The sequence below is a fragment of the Oceanobacillus sojae genome, assembly GCF_900162665.1.
Classification (GTDB): Bacteria; Bacillota; Bacilli; order Bacillales; family Amphibacillaceae; genus Oceanobacillus; species Oceanobacillus sojae_A.
The window spans coordinates 24,695-45,162 of record NZ_LT727813.1; the positions used below are offsets into that span (position 1 = coordinate 24,695).

20 protein-coding genes and 2 pseudogenes are annotated in these 20,468 nt (G+C 35.4%); 13 read left to right on the forward strand and 9 right to left on the reverse strand.

Translation table 11 applies throughout. The features are described 5' to 3' along the window. Positions 1-173 precede the first annotated feature (173 nt). Positions 174-374 carry a hypothetical protein gene (locus BN1068_RS17395; RefSeq protein WP_077604140.1) on the reverse strand — a complete coding sequence of 67 codons (201 nt, stop codon included), beginning with the start codon at positions 372-374 and terminating at the stop codon, positions 174-176. A gap of 463 nt (positions 375-837) precedes the next feature. Beyond that, complete coding sequence (locus BN1068_RS17400; protein WP_175637191.1) at positions 838-1,377, reverse strand: PadR family transcriptional regulator; 540 nt, start codon at positions 1,375-1,377, stop codon at positions 838-840. A gap of 146 nt (positions 1,378-1,523) precedes the next feature. On the opposite strand from BN1068_RS17400, the gene BN1068_RS17405 reads away from it, so the two are divergent. Continuing rightward, on the forward strand, positions 1,524-2,723 hold the full coding sequence (locus tag BN1068_RS17405; protein ID WP_077604142.1) for an alpha/beta hydrolase family protein: 1,200 nt from the start codon (positions 1,524-1,526) through the stop codon (positions 2,721-2,723). A gap of 219 nt (positions 2,724-2,942) precedes the next feature. Here BN1068_RS17405 and BN1068_RS17410 read toward each other — a convergent pair whose 3' ends face one another. Next, positions 2,943-3,581, reverse strand: coding sequence for a DJ-1/PfpI family protein (locus BN1068_RS17410; protein ID WP_077604143.1), 639 nt, complete (start codon positions 3,579-3,581; stop codon positions 2,943-2,945). A 119-nt stretch (positions 3,582-3,700) separates the two neighbouring features. Here BN1068_RS17410 and BN1068_RS17415 point away from each other — a divergent pair, with 119 nt between their 5' ends. Next, on the forward strand, positions 3,701-4,288 hold the full coding sequence (locus tag BN1068_RS17415) for a helix-turn-helix transcriptional regulator (protein ID WP_077604144.1): 588 nt from the start codon (positions 3,701-3,703) through the stop codon (positions 4,286-4,288). A 53-nt stretch (positions 4,289-4,341) separates the two neighbouring features. Here BN1068_RS17415 and BN1068_RS17420 read toward each other — a convergent pair. Beyond that, a pseudogene (locus tag BN1068_RS17420) lies at positions 4,342-4,761 on the reverse strand (RNA-guided endonuclease TnpB family protein); the annotation flags it as partial. Continuing rightward, entirely contained in the window at positions 4,710-5,006 is a 297-nt protein-coding gene (locus tag BN1068_RS17425; protein WP_077604145.1) for a helix-turn-helix domain-containing protein, read from the reverse strand. The pseudogene BN1068_RS17420 and the gene BN1068_RS17425, both read right to left, overlap by 52 nt. A gap of 202 nt (positions 5,007-5,208) precedes the next feature. Between BN1068_RS17425 and BN1068_RS17430 the strand changes: the two are divergent. The 7 genes and pseudogenes from BN1068_RS17430 to BN1068_RS17460 all read left to right on the forward strand — a co-directional run. Then, a pseudogene (locus BN1068_RS17430) lies at positions 5,209-5,406 on the forward strand (ATP-binding protein); the annotation flags it as partial. A 131-nt stretch (positions 5,407-5,537) separates the two neighbouring features. Further along, positions 5,538-5,963 carry a DUF4183 domain-containing protein gene (locus BN1068_RS23410; RefSeq protein ID WP_254846820.1) on the forward strand — a complete coding sequence of 142 codons (426 nt, stop codon included), beginning with the start codon at positions 5,538-5,540 and terminating at the stop codon, positions 5,961-5,963. A gap of 152 nt (positions 5,964-6,115) precedes the next feature. After that, positions 6,116-6,499: a DUF4183 domain-containing protein gene (locus tag BN1068_RS17440; protein ID WP_077604148.1), complete on the forward strand. Its 384-nt coding sequence runs from the start codon at positions 6,116-6,118 to the stop codon at positions 6,497-6,499. A gap of 184 nt (positions 6,500-6,683) precedes the next feature. Next, positions 6,684-7,082 carry a hypothetical protein gene (locus BN1068_RS17445; RefSeq protein ID WP_077604149.1) on the forward strand — a complete coding sequence of 133 codons (399 nt, stop codon included), beginning with the start codon at positions 6,684-6,686 and terminating at the stop codon, positions 7,080-7,082. Positions 7,083-7,897: 815 nt separating this feature from the next. After that, positions 7,898-8,266, forward strand: a complete 369-nt coding sequence (locus tag BN1068_RS17450; protein ID WP_077604150.1) for an ArsR/SmtB family transcription factor — start codon at positions 7,898-7,900, stop codon at positions 8,264-8,266. Further along, positions 8,259-10,382: a heavy metal translocating P-type ATPase gene (locus tag BN1068_RS17455; protein WP_077604151.1), complete on the forward strand. Its 2,124-nt coding sequence runs from the start codon at positions 8,259-8,261 to the stop codon at positions 10,380-10,382. Before BN1068_RS17450 ends, BN1068_RS17455 begins: the two co-directional genes overlap by 8 nt. Positions 10,383-10,390: 8 nt before the next feature. Further along, positions 10,391-11,410, forward strand: coding sequence for a flavin-containing monooxygenase (locus BN1068_RS17460; RefSeq protein WP_077605150.1), 1,020 nt, complete (start codon positions 10,391-10,393; stop codon positions 11,408-11,410). 632 nt (positions 11,411-12,042) lie between these two features. Here BN1068_RS17460 and BN1068_RS17465 read toward each other — a convergent pair. Together BN1068_RS17465 and BN1068_RS17470 are read right to left on the reverse strand one after the other, a co-directional pair. Next, positions 12,043-12,594: a dihydrofolate reductase family protein gene (locus tag BN1068_RS17465; protein WP_077604152.1), complete on the reverse strand. Its 552-nt coding sequence runs from the start codon at positions 12,592-12,594 to the stop codon at positions 12,043-12,045. A 710-nt stretch (positions 12,595-13,304) separates the two neighbouring features. Further along, positions 13,305-13,547, reverse strand: a complete 243-nt coding sequence (locus BN1068_RS17470) for a hypothetical protein (RefSeq protein ID WP_077604153.1) — start codon at positions 13,545-13,547, stop codon at positions 13,305-13,307. A gap of 1,138 nt (positions 13,548-14,685) precedes the next feature. On the opposite strand from BN1068_RS17470, the gene BN1068_RS24445 reads away from it, so the two are divergent. Together BN1068_RS24445 and BN1068_RS17485 are read left to right on the forward strand one after the other, a co-directional pair. Next, positions 14,686-14,856: a methyltransferase-A70 family protein gene (locus BN1068_RS24445; RefSeq protein WP_439822990.1), complete on the forward strand. Its 171-nt coding sequence runs from the start codon at positions 14,686-14,688 to the stop codon at positions 14,854-14,856. Between the two features lie 1,100 nt (positions 14,857-15,956). Continuing rightward, complete coding sequence (locus BN1068_RS17485; RefSeq protein ID WP_077604155.1) at positions 15,957-16,481, forward strand: hypothetical protein; 525 nt, start codon at positions 15,957-15,959, stop codon at positions 16,479-16,481. Positions 16,482-16,611: 130 nt separating this feature from the next. Here the strand turns inward: BN1068_RS17485 and BN1068_RS17490 are convergent, their stop codons facing one another. Then, positions 16,612-17,364 (reverse strand): SDR family NAD(P)-dependent oxidoreductase, encoded by a 753-nt coding sequence (locus BN1068_RS17490; RefSeq protein WP_077604156.1) that lies wholly within the window; start codon positions 17,362-17,364, stop codon positions 16,612-16,614. A gap of 76 nt (positions 17,365-17,440) precedes the next feature. Next, positions 17,441-18,319 (reverse strand): LysR family transcriptional regulator, encoded by an 879-nt coding sequence (locus tag BN1068_RS17495; protein WP_077604157.1) that lies wholly within the window; start codon positions 18,317-18,319, stop codon positions 17,441-17,443. Positions 18,320-18,455: 136 nt separating this feature from the next. Between BN1068_RS17495 and BN1068_RS17500 the strand changes: the two genes are divergently transcribed. Together BN1068_RS17500 and BN1068_RS17505 are read left to right on the forward strand one after the other, a co-directional pair. Next, the gene (locus BN1068_RS17500) at positions 18,456-19,424 is read left to right on the forward strand and encodes an ABC transporter ATP-binding protein (protein WP_077604158.1); all 969 of its coding nucleotides are present in this window, start codon (positions 18,456-18,458) and stop codon (positions 19,422-19,424) included. A gap of 3 nt (positions 19,425-19,427) precedes the next feature. Then, the gene (locus tag BN1068_RS17505) at positions 19,428-20,444 is read left to right on the forward strand and encodes an ABC transporter substrate-binding protein (protein ID WP_077604159.1); all 1,017 of its coding nucleotides are present in this window, start codon (positions 19,428-19,430) and stop codon (positions 20,442-20,444) included. Positions 20,445-20,468: the final 24 nt, after the last annotated feature.

The window sequence follows — 20,468 nt, forward strand, 5'->3', positions numbered from 1 at the left end:
AAAAAGACAGTCTAAAACCCTGTAATTACAAGGATATTAGACTGTATTCAAAATCAACCATTTATTCCTGCTCTAAAAAACAGAAAGAACGGTAATTTTGCACAATCACCATCCTTTATTATTAAACCCTACTAAATTTGTTTTAAATATGCTGCTTTATTCATTTCACTAAATTACCTTCTTTGCTGCTCATCTAATCGTCGACGAAGTACTAGAGCCGAGATAGCAAATATAACGAAAGCTGTTACTGAACCAGCAGTAACTATCATCAATACATTTCCTATTGGATTGTTAAATAATAAAGCAACTGAGATGATTAAGACGGCTCCAGTTAATCCCATCCCTGAAATTGAGTACGCTAAAACTTTATTCATTCAGTAACCTCCATTGTTAATTCTTTTAGATACTGATGGTTCTTTGAAAGTCAAATTCAGTAAAATCACAATCTATTTTCTTCAGTAAGATAATAGGATGTACAGGATAACTATCTTAGTCATGAATACTCCCGTCTACTTATTGGGTTTCGCCCTACATATTTCTTGAGGTTGGGAGTCTTCTCGCTTAATCAAGATAGATTATTACTCACAAATTCTTTAAGTTCTAATACATATTGAGAAGCACCGTGGCGCCTCACATTACCATAATAATCAAAGTACCATTATTATATTCTTTTATTATTTTTGGTACTTCTATAAAACAATCTAATAAATCATAAATAATATTGTCATTGAAATCCTTGAATCAGTTACTTAATTTTGGATCAATATCTCTATTCTTAAATAAAAAATTAAAACAATAAGTGTTTACCTTTATTCTAGGTTTTTACCTATTGGTAAACTAATGTTGTTTTAACAACTGAAGCATCCTGTCACACCAAAGAATACTTGCCTCCTCAAAGTTTATCCCCATATTAATAACAGAAATTGTGGCGAACAAGGGATGATTGACATCAGGATTCTGTTCTTCGAAGGAAGAAATTCTCTTTTTATAATCCTCAAGCGTTCGTTCATGTTGTTCCTTTTTCTTCTTTATCAAGCTAAACAATTCATCTGGTTTTAATAACCAAGAACTGTACTGCTTCAACAGGAAGGTTTTCGAATCCTCAGCTTCAGGAAGCTCTTGTACCCACGATTTTAAAGTGTCCATGCCACTAGCCGTAATTCTGTAAATTTTTCGAGGCGGACGATAAGACTCTTGTTCAATGGCTTGCAATTCAATAAATCCGGTTTTTTCCAATTTTGATAGAGATGGATAAAGCTGATTATTGTTTATTTTATAGAAATGGCTAATTCTGCTGTTGATTTGCTGCTTCATTTCATATCCGCTTAACGGTTCTCGTGCTAATAATCCTAATAAGATGTATTGGGTATTATTCATTAAGTTCTCCTCTTTCATGCTTTTGATTTATATACTTTCATTTAGATAGGTTAATTATAACATAAAATAATATTTGACATATAAAATAACATAGAATAATATTTACATAGGTTATAAATAACATATTATGAGGAGTGTGTATTATTGTGAAACTTATTTTTAAAGATCAGACTTTTTCATTCGAATTGCTTCGGACAATGGGTTATGCTGCTTTTGGAGGGGCAGACATAGGGGAATGTCTATCTACTGCCTATCGAATTGAAGAAGGTAATTTTGAAAGCTGGTATGAGGAATGGCTAAAGACTGCAATCCGGGTTCATCAAGAAGCTGACGAAAGCAGCAAGCATGGCAATAAGAGTAGTGCGAGAGACTTCTATTTAAGTGCATCGAATTACTACCGTACAGCCGAATTTTTTCTCCATGGCAATCCGGAGGATAAACGTATTCTGAAAACGTGGAGATTAAGCCAAAGCACATTCAGACGCGCGCTTACCTTACTCGATCATCATTGGGAGATTGTTACTATTCCTTATGAAGACATAGAGTTACCTGGTTACTTGTATTTAGCAGGAGATCAGCCTGCTCCTACCCTGATTGTTCATGGAGGATATGATTCCACCGCAGAAGAGCTTTATTTCCAAGTTGTTACCTCTGCTTTAGAAAAAGGGTATCATTGCTTGGTATTCGAGGGACCAGGACAAGGAGCTGTTATACGCGAGCAACGAATTCCATTCAGACATGACTGGGAGGCTGCTGTAACACCAGTGGTAGATTATCTGATCAAGCGTCCAGAAGTTATCTCTGACAAAATCGCATTAATGGGTATCAGTTTAGGCGGGTATTTGGCTCCGCGTGCGGCTGCTTATGAACACAGGCTTGCTGCATGCATTGCAAATGATGGCCTATTCTCCTTCCAAGTGGGAAAAATAGCTGCGGCATTAGGCGGAAAAGAAAGTGAGGAACTCCATTTTAATTCACCAGAGATGGATAATTTTATTGCGTCGATTATGGCACAAGATACAGGTATTCGATGGGGAATTGAAAATGGACAGTTTACTTTTTCAGCAACTAATCTGGAAGAGCTGGTGCACAAAACGGAACCTTTTACCTTGGAAGGCATTGCTGAGAAAATCAAGTGTCCAGTACTCGTTTGCGAAGCTGAACATGATCATGCCTTTGCTGGACAACCCGAACAATTGTACAAATCTTTAAGAAGTTCCAAAACGTATATGAAGTTTACTGCTGAAGATTCTGCTGAAGAACATTGCCATTTTGGGGCATTAAAATTGGCTAACCACCGCATATTCACTTGGTTAGATCAAGTTTTGAATACAGAAGCCAGGTAAGGATTACATCATCTTTTAAGCGCCTCTCCCCCAAACGGGGAAAAGGCGCTTTTTTGGAGTAGCAACAAAGCTGCCTTTTCCATATGTGGTGGACCTGTTACGCTTTTTCAAACGGGATTTAGAAAATATAAAAAACGAAGAAAAACACAAAAAAGATTGAACAAAAGAGGAGCCATAAATGGAATCTCTTTTTAAGATTTTGTTAATAACAAAAATAGTTTAATTTTTATTATTAGCTGGCAGAGTTTGCATAAGTTCAAAGAAGTATTTAGAATCGCCCGTATTAAAATAGTTATACCAAGATTCTAATGTGTTTGACTTAAAAACATCTAAGTACTCAATGATTTGTTTCGTCCATAGCAAAGCTTCAGTAGAACCGGCAGTAATAAGGTTATTAGATGCAACAGATGGCTGGTCTATATAAAAATCTTGTCCTTTATAATCAGAACAAACCATTTCAAGGAATCCCGGACCATTGCTAGTATGTGGACGGTTATCTAGTACCCCAAAATTAGCAAGTGCTGCGGTAGCTCCACAGATTGCACATACTGCAGCGCCTACAGAGAGCAGCTCGCTTGCTTTTACGAGAATAGCTTCATGCTTTGGATCATTCCATGTATCTGCATCTGGTAATAACAGCATACTTGCTTCACTTACATTAATGTCATCAATTAAGTAGTCAGGAACTATTGTCATTCCGCCCATTGTACGGATTGATTGTTTGGAGTAACTAACTGTTTTAATCGATACTTGGTTCGCTTCTTCTTTGAAAAACCTCCTGGAATGCAACCCCGAAGTAACATATCCTAGTTCCCAGTCAGCTAAAGTATCAAGTACATAAATATAAATTGTTTTCATCATTTTCCTCCATTTGATTGTAATAGATTGGTTGTTTTATTATTATTATACGTATCTATTGTTGACACCAATATGGCAACAATCTGGAATGGAGAATTTTTTTGAAAGGCGGTTAACAGATGAAAGTTAGCAGGCTTGTTAGCATTATTATGGTACTACTCGATAAAGAACGGATAAGCGCACAGGAGTTAGCAAATATGTTTGAAGTTTCGAAACGCACAATCTACCGTGATATAGATGCCATCAACATGGCGGGTATTCCAATTTACTCAACATCAGGAGTAGGAGGCGGCTTTGAAATCATGAAAAACTATAAAATGGATAGTAAGGTTTTTTCAACTACTGATATTTCTACTATTTTGACAGGACTTTCTAGCCTCTCCAATATGATGCAAAGTAACGAACTGGTAAATGCTCTTGCGAAAGTAAAAAGTTTTATCCCGGTGGATAGAGCTGACGAGATCAAATTAAAAACAGATCAAATACATATCGATTTAAATCAGTGGATAGGTTATCGGAACGTACAAGCCTATTTAGAAATCATAAAAATAGCTTTACAAGAAAACAGGCTGCTTTCGTTTGAATATGCCGACCGTCATGGAAATAAAACGAAACGGGAAGTTGAAGCCTATCAAATTGTATTGAAGGGTAATCATTGGTATTTTCAAGGATACTGTTTTGAACTACCCCACTTATCAACCTTATAGGTTGCTTGAAGTGAGAGATTCCTAAGAACACCAACCCATTGGTCAGTTATGGATTAGGCTATCCCCACAGTTCCTGCGGTTAATCGCAATGCTTCCTTACGAAGATTCCTGCTTGCGTTAATATCTCTTTGGTGATGGCACTGACAGATATTACACGTCCATGTACGCAAAGCAAGATTTTTAACGTCTTGGTTTTGGTGTCCACAATTGGAACAAAGCTGGCTTGATGGATAGTTTTTAGCAACCTTAACAACCTGTTTTCCATACCAGGCCGCTTTATATTCCAACATAGTTCGGAATGTTGACCAGGATGCGTTGCTAATCGCTTTCGCAAGATTGTGATTTTTTAACATGTTTTTAACAGATAAATCTTCCAAACCTATGATATCGTGGTTATTGATTATCTCGGTGGAGACCTTATCTAACATGTCTTTTCTTTTATTAGCAATTTTTTCATGAAGCCGGGGTAATTTTTCTTCATTTCCCGAACCGCTTTGATCGCTTTATTTTTATTGAAAAATTCGCCTTTCCAATTATTTTGAAGAAACTGCCCGTTTTGCACCATTTCATTCACTATATACCAGTAGTCGTCTTTTTCTTTTTGTTTTCCTGTAAAATAGTTGTAGACAAAACGGGCACAGCCCATTGTTTTATGGATGAAGGTGATTTGGTTTTTGTTCGGATAGATACGAAAACCAAACACTTTTTTTACTTTCATGGTCCCTTACCTCCTTCTTTCTATTATATCAGAAGAAGTATCAAGAAGGAACATTCGTTCTGTTTATTTATGAATAATCACTGCTCAAAAAGCAATCTCTTGTCGGCAGGCGATTCATCTCCCCCCTTATCGCTTAGACTATACCTTTCACGCGCTTGAAGAGGGGGTTTTCTCGCCTGTTTTGATAAAAAAGGTGTAGAGTTTGTTTCAGGTAATCTCTATGTATTATGAAAATAAAAGCTTGGTGATTACTACTAACCTTCCATTTGGACAATGGAATCATGTTTTTGGAGATCCAATATTAACAGAAGCGGTGATTGACCGACTTATTCATCATTCACATTTACTCCTTTTTAACGGTGAAAGTTTCCGTTATAAGGAATCATTCATACAGCAATAATTCGGGACGGCAAGTGGCATACATTTTTTTACTTGCCAAATACAGCCAGCTGCACAGTCAATCACCTTCTTTTTAAATAAGATATAGAAAAGCACATCAAAATTTCATTTAGGAGGGGGGGTGAAATACCGTTGAATGAAAAACAATATAGCTATTATAATAGTAGTAGAAAGCTACGTGGCAGAGATCCCTATCCAAATTGCCACTGCCATCATTGCAATAAAGAGCGCAAAAGGATTCATGAGGGAAATGAAAATAGCACATCCAATACAAATACATTTAATCCTATATTTAATCCATCCATTACAGTCAATATATCCCCTGAATACTCACCAACCCCCATAGCAGTGGAGACTGTTCAATACATTACCCTTGCCGAAGAAGGGAAAAAGGTTTATACGAACAAGGATGCATTAAAGCAATATGGAAGTAGTGATATACTTGATCCGGACAATGTTTCCACTCTAAATTTATTTGTCAATGGAGTGTTGCAGCCCCCATCCATTTACACTTTCAAGGAGGGATGCCCCAATTACTCTTCTGTTTGTCACGGTTAAATGATAATATCACCTTTCTATTTGATAAATATGCCTTTTTTAATGGGACATTTTGTTAACTTCCAATACGTACTAGTTAGTCTGACCAAGCATTTCCAACTCCTCTTCATAGAATAAAATTTGGTTGATATAAAATGGAGGTGAAAATGAACATGGCACTTCAGTTAATGAAAATCGCTATTAATGGCACAATTGACACAGATGTTAATCCTGATTCCGCAAAATTCTTTTATATCACAACAGAAGATACGGCAGCAGGAAGTACATTATCTATTGATACTGCAAGTTTCCTAGGGGATGATGGTTTAGAGGTAACGACACTTCCAGAACTTGCAGAAGATAATAGTTATTTCACTGTGGAAATTAACGGTGTTGAACAAATGCAAGGAGTATCAACATATACACCAAGTGCTACAGGAACTGGGTCATTAGACATTGCTGTTCCTGCTGGTGGAGGGTCCATTCCAGCAAACCAAACCGTTATCCTGCAAGTCGTTAATTTCGCAGCAACATCCTCCGGAACATTTGACACCTAGGATAAAAGCACTGCCTTTGTGCCCACCAGATACTGGCAGGGCACAAAGAAATTTATCTATTTTCACCATAAACACCTCACATAAGAAAAAGTCTGTTTAAATGACCGCACTTTTTTGGAAGTTTGAATAACATTATACTGTCATGCTTTTAATTTCTTTTAAAGAATAACCAGGGGGCATAGTTATGAGTATTGAATTCTTTACATTGGGTCCGACAGCTATTCAACTATTTAAGGCAGGAGAGCAAAACCCGCAAAAAGCAAAACGAATTGTTTATGGACAGGCTACTTCAAATGCAAATGGGATAGCTACACTTTATTTCACAGACAATGGATTAGCAGATGGAAATCCATTATTAGATACGATTGATTATGCGGTATCAAGCATATATTCAACAAATTCTACGATAAATGCAAGACCAAGAGTGCAAATGCGTGAGAAGAACATTACTGGAAAATATGTTTCGGCCAATGTTACAAATATTAGTGGTGTAACCGTTCTAGGCATAAGTGTATTGGGTTCGGAGAATCCAATGAGTGGGATTGTTGTGGATTTTATGATTTTGGGTAGTTTTCATAATTAAGATAGACCTTCTCTGAATGGGAAAGTATCAATAAATGTACTTGTTCGAGTATAAATAATGATTGGCCAAACTACAATATTTAACATATTCTCCCCAAACAAAATAGCATATACATGATGATGCGCTTGTATTATATACCTAAATTGCAAATATATTCGTGTCAATGACAAATAAAGTAAAGAGCCGAAACCTTTGTCATCAAAGGGGATTCGACTCGCTTACAACTATTCCTACTCAATACTTCGCCAATACAATATAGTGCAATATCGTTGATATGATAGGATCTTAGGATATATCAAAAACTATAAAGACATGAAAATTGATATAAAGTGTGTCACGACTGTGCCACTGGTTTTAATAAATCGGAAAGCTGGAATGAGAAATCATTTCGGCTTTATTACTTGAATGAATTTCATAATTGTCCCTTTTAGAATAAAAAAGTGGAAAAATCAGATTTTCTTTGTAAACATTAGATTTACAAATACTTTTCAAGAATGCAGCAATCCATTTCACCTCTAATTTATTACTTTTGGATGAGTCTTGATACGACGTAATGTCCTAGAAAAATGAAGAACAATAAAAGATACTTCCATTGTGAAAATGGAAAATTTATTAGATAGACACTTCAAATGGAGGTGTCTATCTTTGTATATTCAATTTTAGTTAAACGAATAGAAGTCATTCTAACATCAGTTGAAAAATTAAAATCCTATTAAAGTATTTCAACCCTTTATTCAAATGTATACTTGAATGAATTCAAGAAATAAGATACTATATAATCAAATGAGTATTTGAATGAAAATGGAGTGATTACTTTGGTTAAAAAAGATATGTGTGAAATGTATTGTTATGACGAGGAAAAAGTCAATCGTATACAAGAAGAATTACAAAAAGAAGACTTATCTTATGTTTCCCAATTGTTCAAAGTACTTGCAGATGAAAACAGAACAAAAATTTCTTATGCCTTATGTATAGATGATGAGTTGTGTGTATGTGACATTGCGAATATCATAGGTTCTTCTGTAGCAACTGCTTCCCACCACTTGCGGACACTGCATAAACAAAAAATTGTGAAGTACCGAAAAGAAGGAAAACTTGCTTTTTATTCATTGGATGATGAACATATTAAGCAATTAATTTCGATTACGTTAATCCATCAGAAAGAAGAAAAAGCAAATGTCTGAGCCACTCACAAAAGAAGAAATGAAAACTTATCGTGTTCAAGGATTTAGTTGTGCGGGGTGTGCAAAAACTTTCGAAAATAATGTCAAGAAATTACAAGGGGTGGAAAACGCCGAAGTTAATTTTGGAGCTTCAAAAGTGTATATAAAGGGACAAATAACTATTGAGGAGCTTGAAAAAGCAGGAGCCTTTGAAAATTTAAAGGTTCGAGATGAAAAAGAACAAAAGGTAGATTATGAACCTTTTTGGAAACAAAAAGAAAATATAAAAGTTTATATTTCAGCCATACTCCTTTTGGTTAGCTGGTTTTTAGGTAAACAATTAGGAGAAGAACATTTTTTACCAACAATCGGATATGCACTGTCTATTTTAATTGGCGGCTACACGCTTTTTATTAAAGGGCTTAGAAATCTGAGTAGATTACAATTTGATATGAATACGCTTATGACTATTGCGATTATCGGTGCAGCTATTATTGGCGAATGGATGGAAGGTGCGACGGTTGTTATCCTGTTCGCTATTAGTGAAGCATTGGAACGCTATTCCATGGATAAAGCCCGTCAATCGATTGAATCGTTAATGGATATCGCACCAAAAGAAGCATTAATCCGTCGGGGAAATCAAGAAATGAGTATCCATGTAGATGACATTGAAATTGGCGATATGATGATTGTAAAGCCTGGTCAGAAATTAGCGATGGATGGTACTGTTCTCAAAGGAACTTCCACCTTAAATCAAGCTGCTATTACAGGTGAAAGTGTTCCTGTTAGGAAAACATTAGATGATGAAGTATTTGCTGGAACATTAAATGAAGAAGGTTTACTTGAGATTAGCGTAACCAAACGAGTGGAAGATACTACACTTTCAAAAATCATTCATCTTGTAGAAGAAGCACAATCAGAGCGTGCACCCTCTCAAGCATTTGTCGATAAATTTGCTAAATATTATACGCCAGCTATTGTTATTTTAGCTATGCTGATTGCTATTATTCCTCCTTTATTTATTGGAGAAGATTGGAATACATGGGTTTATCAAGGTCTGGCTGCACTCGTAGTTGGTTGTCCTTGTGCTCTTGTCGTTTCTACTCCAGTAGCTGTAGTTACTGCCATAGGGAACGCTGCAAAAAATGGGGTATTGATTAAAGGCGGTGTCTATTTAGAAGAGACTGGAAACCTTAAAGTCATCGCTTTTGATAAAACAGGAACACTGACAAAAGGGGTTCCTACTGTCACAGATGTTGTAACGTATAGACGAAGTGAAGACGAATTAATCACTATTACCGCAGCAATTGAAAAAGGATCACAACACCCTCTCGCTTCCGCTATTATAAGAAAGGCGGAAGAAAAAGGTTTACATTACAATGATATAGCTATGGAAGAATTTCAATCCATTACAGGAAAGGGCGTTAAAGCTAAGATAAATCATGAAACATATTATGTAGGAAGCCCAAGTCTTTTTGAAGAACTGCATAATCAAATAGAAAGTGAACAAAAAGAAAAGATTACCTCTTTACAAACAGCTGGAAAAACAGTCATGGTGTTAGGCACAGAAACAGAGATTCTTGCATTCATTGCTGTCGCAGATGAAATAAGAGAATCATCTAAAGAGGTTATCAGCCAATTAAATCATCTAGGAGTCGAAACAGTTATGTTGACAGGTGATAATCAACGAACTGCACATGCGATTGGACAACAAGTTGGGGTTGTAGATGTCGAAACTGATTTATTGCCAGAAGATAAGTTGACCTTTATTAAAGAACTTCGAGAAAAACATCAACAAGTAGCAATGGTTGGTGATGGTGTGAATGACGCTCCAGCACTGGCAGCTTCTACGGTCGGAGTAGCTATGGGCGGTGCAGGAACTGATACAGCACTAGAAACAGCAGATATTGCTCTTATGTCAGATGAATTGAATAAGTTACCATATACCGTTCAATTAAGCCGAAAAGCACTGATGATTATCAAGCAGAATATTACCTTCTCTTTAGGAATTAAAGCTGTTGCTCTACTATTAGTTGTTCCTGGTTGGTTAACCTTATGGATAGCGATATTTGCAGATATGGGAGCGACCTTGCTTGTGACATTAAACAGTTTACGATTATTGAGGATTAAGAAATGAGTTATTCCATGGCATATGACGTTATAATAATCGGCGGTGGGCAAGCTGGTTTAGCTTTGGAGTTTTCATTAAAACAGAAAAACATTCCTTTCGTTATTCTTGATGAGAATGAACAAACTGGCATGTCTTGGCGAAAACGTTATGATTCATTACGTTTATTTACTCCTAGAAGTTACAGTCAATTGCATGGGTTTTATCTGAAGGGCGATCCCAAAGGATTTCCAGATAATAATGAAATTGCAGATTATTTAGCTGCATTTAAAATACAGAATGAATTACCCGTTCATCGTGAGAAAGTCATCAAACTAACTCAGAATGAGAGGAAACAGTTTTTAGTCACCACTCCAAATAAAATGTATACAGCTAAACAAGTAGTTATTGCTACTGGAGCTTTTCATAATCCTTTTGTTCCAAATGTTCAAGAAGGGACAGCAGGCTTTGAAATTCATGCTTCTAAATATCAGAATCCATCTCAAATACCTAATGGGAATGTTTTAATTGTAGGTGCTGGTAATACAGGTGTTCAAATTGCGGCGGAATTGAGTAAGACACACCAAGTTACACTATCACAAAGCAATCCAATGAAACATGTTCCTCAAAATATTGCTGGGCGAAGTCTTTTTTGGTTGTTAGAAACGTTCCTAATTGGTCGAGCAAAAGCAGATTCTTTTATAGGAAAAATGTTAAGGGAACGAGAGCCTTTAATAGGAAATGATTACAAAACAGTTCAAAATAATGTAGAAATCGGTGACAGGTTAAAAGAAATTAAAGATGATAACGCCTACTTTAATAACGGTATATCTAAGCAAGTTCAAAATGTGATATGGACGACTGGTTATCGTAATGATTATTCATGGATACAAATTGATGGAATTTTAAATGGGCATGGAGAACTATTACATCATTTTGGTGTTACGAATGTAGCTGGATTGTATTTCATAGGGTTAAGTTGGCAGAGCAGAAGAAGTTCCGCCCTTATATATGGTGTTAGCGATGACGCAAATTATATAGCTAAAAAAATTCAGTAAGACATGAAATTGGATTCATTCCTAAGTATATATCATAATAAGTTGTAAACCCTCATAATTTTTTGGTAGGGAACTATATTATTTTAGATGGTTTTAAGTCATTTTTAACAAGGTTAAATCCTTATAAATCGGTGTTCCCCCTTCAAGTTAAATTGTAGCCTTATTCCCACTCAGTACTTCGCCAATACAATATAGTGCAATATCGTTGATATGATAGGATTTCACGAAATATCAAAAACTATAAAAACATGGAAAATGATATAAAGTGTGCCACGACTGTGCCACTGATTTTAATAAATCGGAAAGCTGGAATGAGTAAAATCATTTCAGCTTTTTATTGCTTCATTAATTGTTAACGGTTTCCTTGATCAGGATGAAATCCCCGTATATGGTGAAAAGGGTTCGAACCCATCATTTTCAGGTAAGCGGATGAAACGTGGACTTTATCAATCAAAGAATGGAGTCATCGCAAACGCCGATGTCAATGGAGCCGGGAATATTATGATGAAAATGTTCCGAGAAGCATTCAAAGAACCGTTTGCTTGTACTTAGATGTTGCTTCGACCGACAGCAATCATTCTAAAATAAAAGTAGTCCCAAAGGCAAGACCAATGGAATAGTGGTGAGAGTATTCATTTGTAAACTAAGAGCACACTCCCGCACTGAAACGTTCGTGATTCAATTAATTCAAGTTTTTGATTAACATCATTAAATAACCGTTGTCCTTTTCCAATTAAAACAGGATTCAGTATAAGTCGATACTCATCAATTAAGTCATGTTGGATAAAGGTTTGTGCAATGCTTGCGCCTGCAAGTAGTGCTATATTTTTGCCGGGTTGGTCCTTCAGTTTTTCCACTTCAAAAGCCACATTTCCTTTAACCAATCTTGCATTCCATTCCGCCTTTTCCAACGTTCGAGAGAAAACAACTTTTTTCATCTTATTCATTTTTCTAGCAAAAGAACGATTTTTTTCCGTGCTTTTTTTATCAAATTCAGCAGAAGGCCAATGCTGGAGCATCATCTCATAGGCAACTCGTCCATAAAGTAGTGTATCTACAGAATCCAAAAAGTCATCCATAAAATCGTGCATTTCCTCATCCATCACATGCCAAGAGCTATCCCCGTCTTCACCTGCAACAAATCCATCTAATGACATAACCATTGATAAGACAATTTTTCTCATCCTACTCAACCTTTCTCTAGAAATTTTTAAAAATATCACACATGCATGATATTCAATAACCTTATGACCAATGCTTACTTTCTATATTAGAGCATAAATAACGTTTTGATTTCTTTTCAATTGCTACTTTTTATAGTCCAGTCATTAAAGGAAAGGTGGATGAACAAGTTAACTCTAATTTTTTACGTATTAAAATATAAAAAGCTTTCTTTTCGTCCATTTCATTGACTTTATCAACAAAAAAAAGAGCCACTGCTTTCATACAGTAGCTCTACTTCCCTGTCTATTCCTTTGGCGGGGAACCTATTGATTTTTAATCATTTCACCCATTTTATGCGCCCCTAAAATGCTGTCAAATCAACATTTTCACTTCAAATGCTTCTAGTGAATTACTCCCACTCAGTACTTCGCCAATACAATATAGTGCAATATCGTTGATATGATAGGATTTCAGGAAATATCAAAAACTATTAAGAACATGAAAATTGATATAAAGTGTGCCACGACTGTGCCACTGATTTTAATAAATCGGAAAGCTGGAATGAGTAAAATCATATCAGCTTTTTATAGATTTCATATAGAGTCTTTATGTCATGATAGTAAAACCAATTACAGTTCTAATATCAACCAGACTAATAAGTTAACCTAAACACGATAATTAAACTTATAAGAATCGTAAGAGATATAAAACATTATATAATTATTTAAAACTATACTTTATTTGAATACAATGTTTTTAAATTACTGATACTGTCCAAAATCAGTTTTAGTGTATCTAACTTCAAAGAATTATACTCTTTATAAATATATTTGGATAAGATATCTTTACCAAAGAAATTATCTCCTCCATTTTTATTGAATTTTTTACCATGAAGTTGAAGCGTGTCTGTAATATGAATTAATAAATCTTCTATATCACCCTCATTTGATTGAGAATCTCTTGGCACACTCATCAGAAAGATATTCCCAATTAAACGTTGAGGTTCAGGAATTGGTTTATTTAATTTATCTATTAATTCATCTTTTTTAGCTTCATAGGTTTTTGTACCTTATTGATGAATTTATGCAACGGGCTTCCTTCCCTTTCATTATCAAATAAAAGGATTATAGGATTGGTAGGCTCTCTTTTTATTTTACAATAAAAAAATCTAAATAATTAAATGTTTTTTCTCTTAACCCATTTATCTTGGAAGGGATGTAATAATTTATTATTTTTTGCATTGTATCTGCACCATCTTTATCTATCTCGAAAAAAAACATTTTTTTGTCCTTTGAAAGAAATCTATCTTGTATTCAAAAGTACCATCGTCATTTAATTGAATTAAATCGGGGTAATACAAATAATGTTTTTTAGAGCAGCTTTAATATACAAAACGTCGGTTTTCCCTTCAGTTACAATTAGAGGTCGATCATTATTCCAAAAATGTTTGTAAAATAGAAATTTCTGATACCTTTTTTTCTTGCATTGAGCGGCTTCCTTTTAAAAAATGTTTTAATTTGTTCTATCTTTTGATCTTGATATATTACTCTATTATATTCTTTAATATTATTATGTTTGTCTAATTGATTAATAAATGAAAAACATCCCTCAAACAGTTAAGCCAGTTACTACTTGTTGCGAATCCTTATATTGTAGCCTATTCTTTTTATCCAGCTTTTGATATTTCTTTTTGTAGTATCGAATAAAAATCTTCATAACTTTCTAAGAAGTGGAGATGTAGGTGCTCCTTGAGGTAGAATTCCTTCATGACAAACAAGCTGAGCAATCATGGTTGCTATATTTTCTTGCATTTTAAATTTATTATTTTTCACAAAGTATCCTTTTACTCTACCAAAATGAATAGTCGCGAAAAAGTCTTTGATATCTGTATTAAAAACGTATCTCTTATTCTTATGTATTTCTGAATTGCTTGCCTTTGTTTTAGGTGAAACAAAATAAATCAGGAAATGGATTCTTTTTTGGCTTAGGTTATTGGACACGGTCGAATGCTGAAATTTGTTTATTAGCTGTAAAAGGACCCCAAAAGAATTTCAAAAAAGGGGCATCAACTGATTGTTAGTCCAATTGAAGGACACAGCAAGAAACCAGATATAGCCAGAGAGAAAATTGTAGAACTGATGGGAGATCTACCACGAATTGAATTATTCGCAAGGCAATCCCCTGCAGATTGGGATGTTTGGGGAAATCAAGTAGATAGTAGCCTTTCTTTAAAAATTAAATCACATATATTTTCTTCCTCATTAAAGAATGATTACCTATGACAAACACTATATAAGAAAGTACTTTTGACAGGATTAGTTGCTTTCTTTTAGCTACCTGGTTTTCTCAAATTCTGCCTATCTAGGCAAGTGAGATGTTAGTGATTAAGTAAGATGCAAAGCACTTGGAAATGCCATTGCTTTACTATTTTCTGAATATACTATGGCTTATATTGTAAAAAGTTTATAGATGAATGAATTTCATAATTCTTAACCCTTGTGCCCCAATGAGTTCAGGACACGAAAAAAGAAATACCTCCCCAAATCTTGTATAATGGTAGTTGCCTAGAAAACCATAAAAAGACTGGAGGAGTACTTCTTATGACCATTATACGACAACCAAGTCCAAGTCCTGCTTGTACTAAATAGGCATAACATAAGAAAAATACAGAGATAACGGGATAAATTAGTAATACTAACCATCAACCTATCATAAATCTAGGTTGATGGAATAACCCCGTATCTATTAGTGGTTGTAGATTAGCAAACCGTTTCCTTGTTTGAAGCTTCCAAAACCAAAATAAGACGAACACGGAAGAAATAAATGACAAGGAAGACCAAATTGTCCATCCATGATTTGGTGATTCAATAAGGGGGGGCAAGAAATAAAACCAGCCCAATACTGACAATAACTACGCCAGGCCAATCAAGCAATGTTCGATCTGGAGCATAAGATTCTGGAATGAATCGTGCCATAATGATAGAGAAAATTCCTATTGGGACATTAACTAGAAAGATCATACGCCAGCCTAATCCACCAAAATCTGATTCAATAATAAAGCCACCTAGAACCATTCGGTGTCAGAGAGGAACCCTACTCCCTTTAAATCAATAATAAATTGTAGTAATATAAACATTTTTATCCCAACTGTCTTTATCTCAGTTGAGTTACTTACTGAAAGAAACGTTTTAATTCAAGAGTAAAATAAATCTATGTTACTGGCTCTAGTACAAGCAATATAGAACAATCTTTTATTATTCCCTACTGATATTTGCTATCCAACTAGTTTTTATTTGCCACTCAAAGCAAAAATCATTGGATAATTTCAAGAAGTGTTATATAGTAACTAGAAGCAGTAAGACAAGGGAGTGATGACCTGAAAATGGTCAAAATTAATTTGTCGGGAAAGCGGTTCGGAAGACTTACTGTATTGCATGAAGTTAAAAAGAAAAACAGAAACAGACGTTGGTGCTGCTTATGTGATTGCGGTAATTACACAAATGTGGACCAGAATTTATTAAGACAAAGGCAGAGTAGATCTTGCGGTTGCTTACAAAAGGAAATAGTGTCTGAAATAGCTACCTCTAAGATTGCTAAAAAATCTAATATTGCTGGTAAGCGGTTCGGCATGTTAACCGCTATCAAGAAAGTAGGTAAATCTAAAAATAGAAATAATTGGTTATGCAAATGTGATTGCGGTAATGAAACTATAGTGTTAACTTCTAATTTAACTAGTGGAACTACTAAAAGTTGTGGTTGCAAAGGCAATGATGGGCCAAAGAACGTATACCCTAGAAACAATAAGTTTAGAGTAATTATATCTGAAAATGGGAACCAAAAATATGTAGGTACATTTGATACAGAGGAGCAAGCAATTAAAGCTAGAAATCAAGCGAAACTACAGTAGATCATAAAAACACCTTTATTTAGAATTGTAATTTATGGATTTTCCTGTGTGAATAGAAGCCTATTCAACACCCCATAACAAAATGAAAACCGCACTTTTTAAAAAAGCGCGGTTTCCTATAACCCTCTAATTAAACTGCTGTAAACCCACCGTCAATTGGTACGACTACACCATTAATATATTTTGCTTCGCCATTTAATAAAAAGGCTACAAGTTCTGCGATTTCTTCTGGTTTTCCGAGACGACGCTGTGGAATACTTGCTTCTACTTGCTTGAAGTTTTCTGGGTGATCTTTGCGATATTGTGCAACCATTGGTGTTTCAGTTGTTCCTGGTGCTATCGCATTTACTTGGATACCTTCTCTTGCATATTCTGCGGCGATTGTTTTCGTAATACCGACAATTCCATGTTTGGTTGCAGAATATGTACCGACTGTTTCTTGTCCAACTACCCCTGCTGTTGATGATGTATTCACAATCGCCCCATCACCGTTTTTCAGCATCACTTCTAATACATATTTAATACCATATAAGCCACCTAGTAAGTTAATGCCAACCACTTGTTCAATTTCTTCAATCGTGTTGTCAGCGAATCGTTTACCTGGGCCAGAAATACCTGCATTGTTAAAGAACATATCAATTTTTCCAAAGGTTTCAACCGTTTGATCTACATAATTTTTTACATCTTCTGCTTTCGATACGTCAGCTTTGACGAAAAGTGCTTTTACACCTTTTTCTTCGAGTGCTTTCACTGTTTCATTACCGGCTTCTTCAGAAATGTCAACAACGGTAATGTTGATACCTTGATCTGCTAGCTTATACGCTACAGCTTGGCCTAGCCCATTAGCTCCACCTGTTACAATTGCTACTTTGTTGTCTGCCATCTGAAACACTCCTTTTTGTTATGTCTTTCATATACTTATCATACTACTTTTTTCACTAATCAAGCAACTAAAGACCTTACTCTGCATCTAAGTCTGTTACTAGCTCCTTAAAATATTGAAACGGCTTACTTATCCATAAATTACGGTGATAAACAAAATGAATTTGCCTTTCTAAATCTTGATTTTGAAATTCTATATAAGATAAGTGTGTTTCCTTTTCAATTAATCGTTTAGAAATTAGTGCAACAGCTTTGCCATATGACAACATCTTAATAATTGTTGAAACAGAATCTAGTTGAATCATTTCCATTCTTAGCTTTTTTTCTTGTAACCATGATTGAGAGAAGCGACCTGTTGAACTTGATAAACGATGGACTAGCAATGTCTGATTGTACAAATCATTTTCTTCTAAAAGGGAGTTTCCATTAAATGAATGTTCCTTACTAAAGGCTAGTACAATCTTATCGCTCGTAATAGGCTCATAGATTAGGTCTTGCTCTTTATTGCCTGTTTCCATAATTAAGCCACAATCAAGTTCTTGTAACAACAGTCTTCTTTCTATGTCTGGAGCGGTTTTTACATCTAAAGAAACCTTCACTTTGGGATAGTTTTCTGCTAATTGGTGAATTAATTCTGGCATGAACAATTGAGCTGGAACACCACTTGCCCCAAGCTTCAAAGCACCTTTTTCCCCATTTTTATAATCTGCTACACTTTTTTCTAATGCTTGATTCGTCTGACTTAATTGTTTCGCATAATGGTAGAGCATTTCTCCTGCATCTGTTAACCGATAGCCGCTAGAATTTGTACGAAAAAGCTTAATCCCGTAGTCTTCCTCTAACGATTTAATATGGAAAGAAACGGTTGGTGTTGATAAACCTAATATTTTAGCGGTATCGGTCATTTTTCTTGTTTCTACTAATAATATAAACACATTTAATTTTTGGATATTCACTTTATCACCCTAAAGTATTTTAGATTTTTTCTAACGATATGATGATTTTATCAGATTTATTTTAATTTAATGTTAACAGTTAGTTAATATTCACTAAACATTTCTCCTCTACACTAATGAGTAAGGAGAGGATACCATGAAAATTCTTTTAAAAGGGGTCGAAAAAAAATACGGAAATATCCAAGCAATAAAACCGATTGATCTAACGATAGAAGATAGATTTGTCACCATTCTTGGTCAATCAGGCTGTGGTAAAACTACTTTATTAAAAATGCTAGCAGGACTTACAGAACCAACAGCTGGCGAAATTTATTTTGATGACACACCGATTTTTTCTCAGTCAAAAAAAGTGAATGTAAAACCAAACAAACGAGAAATTGCCATGGTATTTCAAGATTTTGGGCTATGGCCACACATGACTGTTTTTGACAATGTCGCTTTTGGCCTCAGAGGAAAAATATCAAAATCTGAACGAACAGAGATCGTTCATGATGCATTAAAGAAAGTAAAGCTGGAACAAAAGGCAAAAATGAAACCAGGGGAACTATCTGGGGGACAACAGCAACGTGTTGCATTAGCCAGAGCCATCGCTGTTAATCCAAAACTAATTTTATTTGATGAGGCACTTAGTGCACTTGATGCTATTCTTCGTGAGCAAATGCGTGAAGAGATTTTAACGATCGTACATTCGATTGGTTCAAAGGCTATTTTTGTGACACATGACCAGACCGAAGCAATGGCGATGTCTGACAACATGATTGTCATGGATAGCGGAGAAGTAGTCCAAACAGGTTCACCTGAAGAAATCTATCATTCTCCTATTAATTCTTTTGTTGCTAATTTTATCGGCAAGACAAATTGGCTTGAAGAACAAGAAAGAATGATTCGTCCTGAACATGTCCACCCATACCCACAAGCAAATACATCAACGAGATCAGGAATTGTAAGAAAATGTATGTATGAAGGTGATCGCTATCTCATCTTCGTTGAAACAAACGGCCATATGTGGAAGTTCTATGATCATCATCCACATATACAAGGTGAAAAGATCATGCTTTATATCGAAGAAAATACGATACATTCATTACAAAAACAGGAGGCGTAACAAATGAAAAAATTAAAATTAACGGCTATGGCAGGAATTTTCACATCAGCATTACTATTAGGTGCTTGTGGAGCTAATAATGATGAAGCTTCAGGTGCGGAGAATAACACTTCGACAGACGAGAATATGATCACCGTATATTCAGCAGGACCTGGTGGACTGGCGGAAAATATTCAAGAAGCATTTGAAGAGGAAACAGGTATCAAGGTAGAAATGTTCCAAAGTACGACAGGTAAAATTTTATCAAGATTAGAAGCAGAATCAAATAACCCAGTAGCAGATGTTGTTGTACTTGCTTCTGTACCATCCATGGAAGGATTAAAATCAGAAGATAAATTACAAGCATATGAAGCAGAAAATGGAGAAAGCATCAATCCTGAGTGGAGTGATTCAGACCACTATTATTATGGATATAGTGCAGCTGCTCTTGGTGTTACATATAACACAAATCAAGTAGACGCAATCGATGCTGATTGGGATGATTTCAGTGATGCAGAATGGAAAGGTCGTGTTGCGATGCCTGACCCAACTTCTTCCGGCTCAGCTGTGGACTTTCTATACGGCTTAACGAATCAAACAGACGGCGGTTGGGATACTGTACAAAGCTGGTTAGACAATGACTTATTAATCGCAGGTGCAAACAAAGAAGCATTAAACTCTGTAATTACTGGAGATAAAGATGTTGTTGTATCTGCTGTGGACTATATGACATATAAAGCGAAAAATGATGGAGAGCCTGTTGATATTTACTATCCTGAAAGTGGTACAGTAATAAGTCCACGAGCTGCCGGTATACTAGCAGATGCACACAACTTAGAAGGTGCTCAAGCATATATCGATTTCTTATTATCTGATACAGCACAACAATTGATTGCAGATGCCTATATTTTACCTGGTAACGATGCGATTGAATTAAACGATCGAGCAGCATTAAGTGAAATCTCAACACTTCCACTAGACCTAGAAGATATAGAAGAAAAACAAACAGAAACGTTAAATAAATTCACATCAATGGAGTAAAACTTCTAGATAATGAAGTAACAA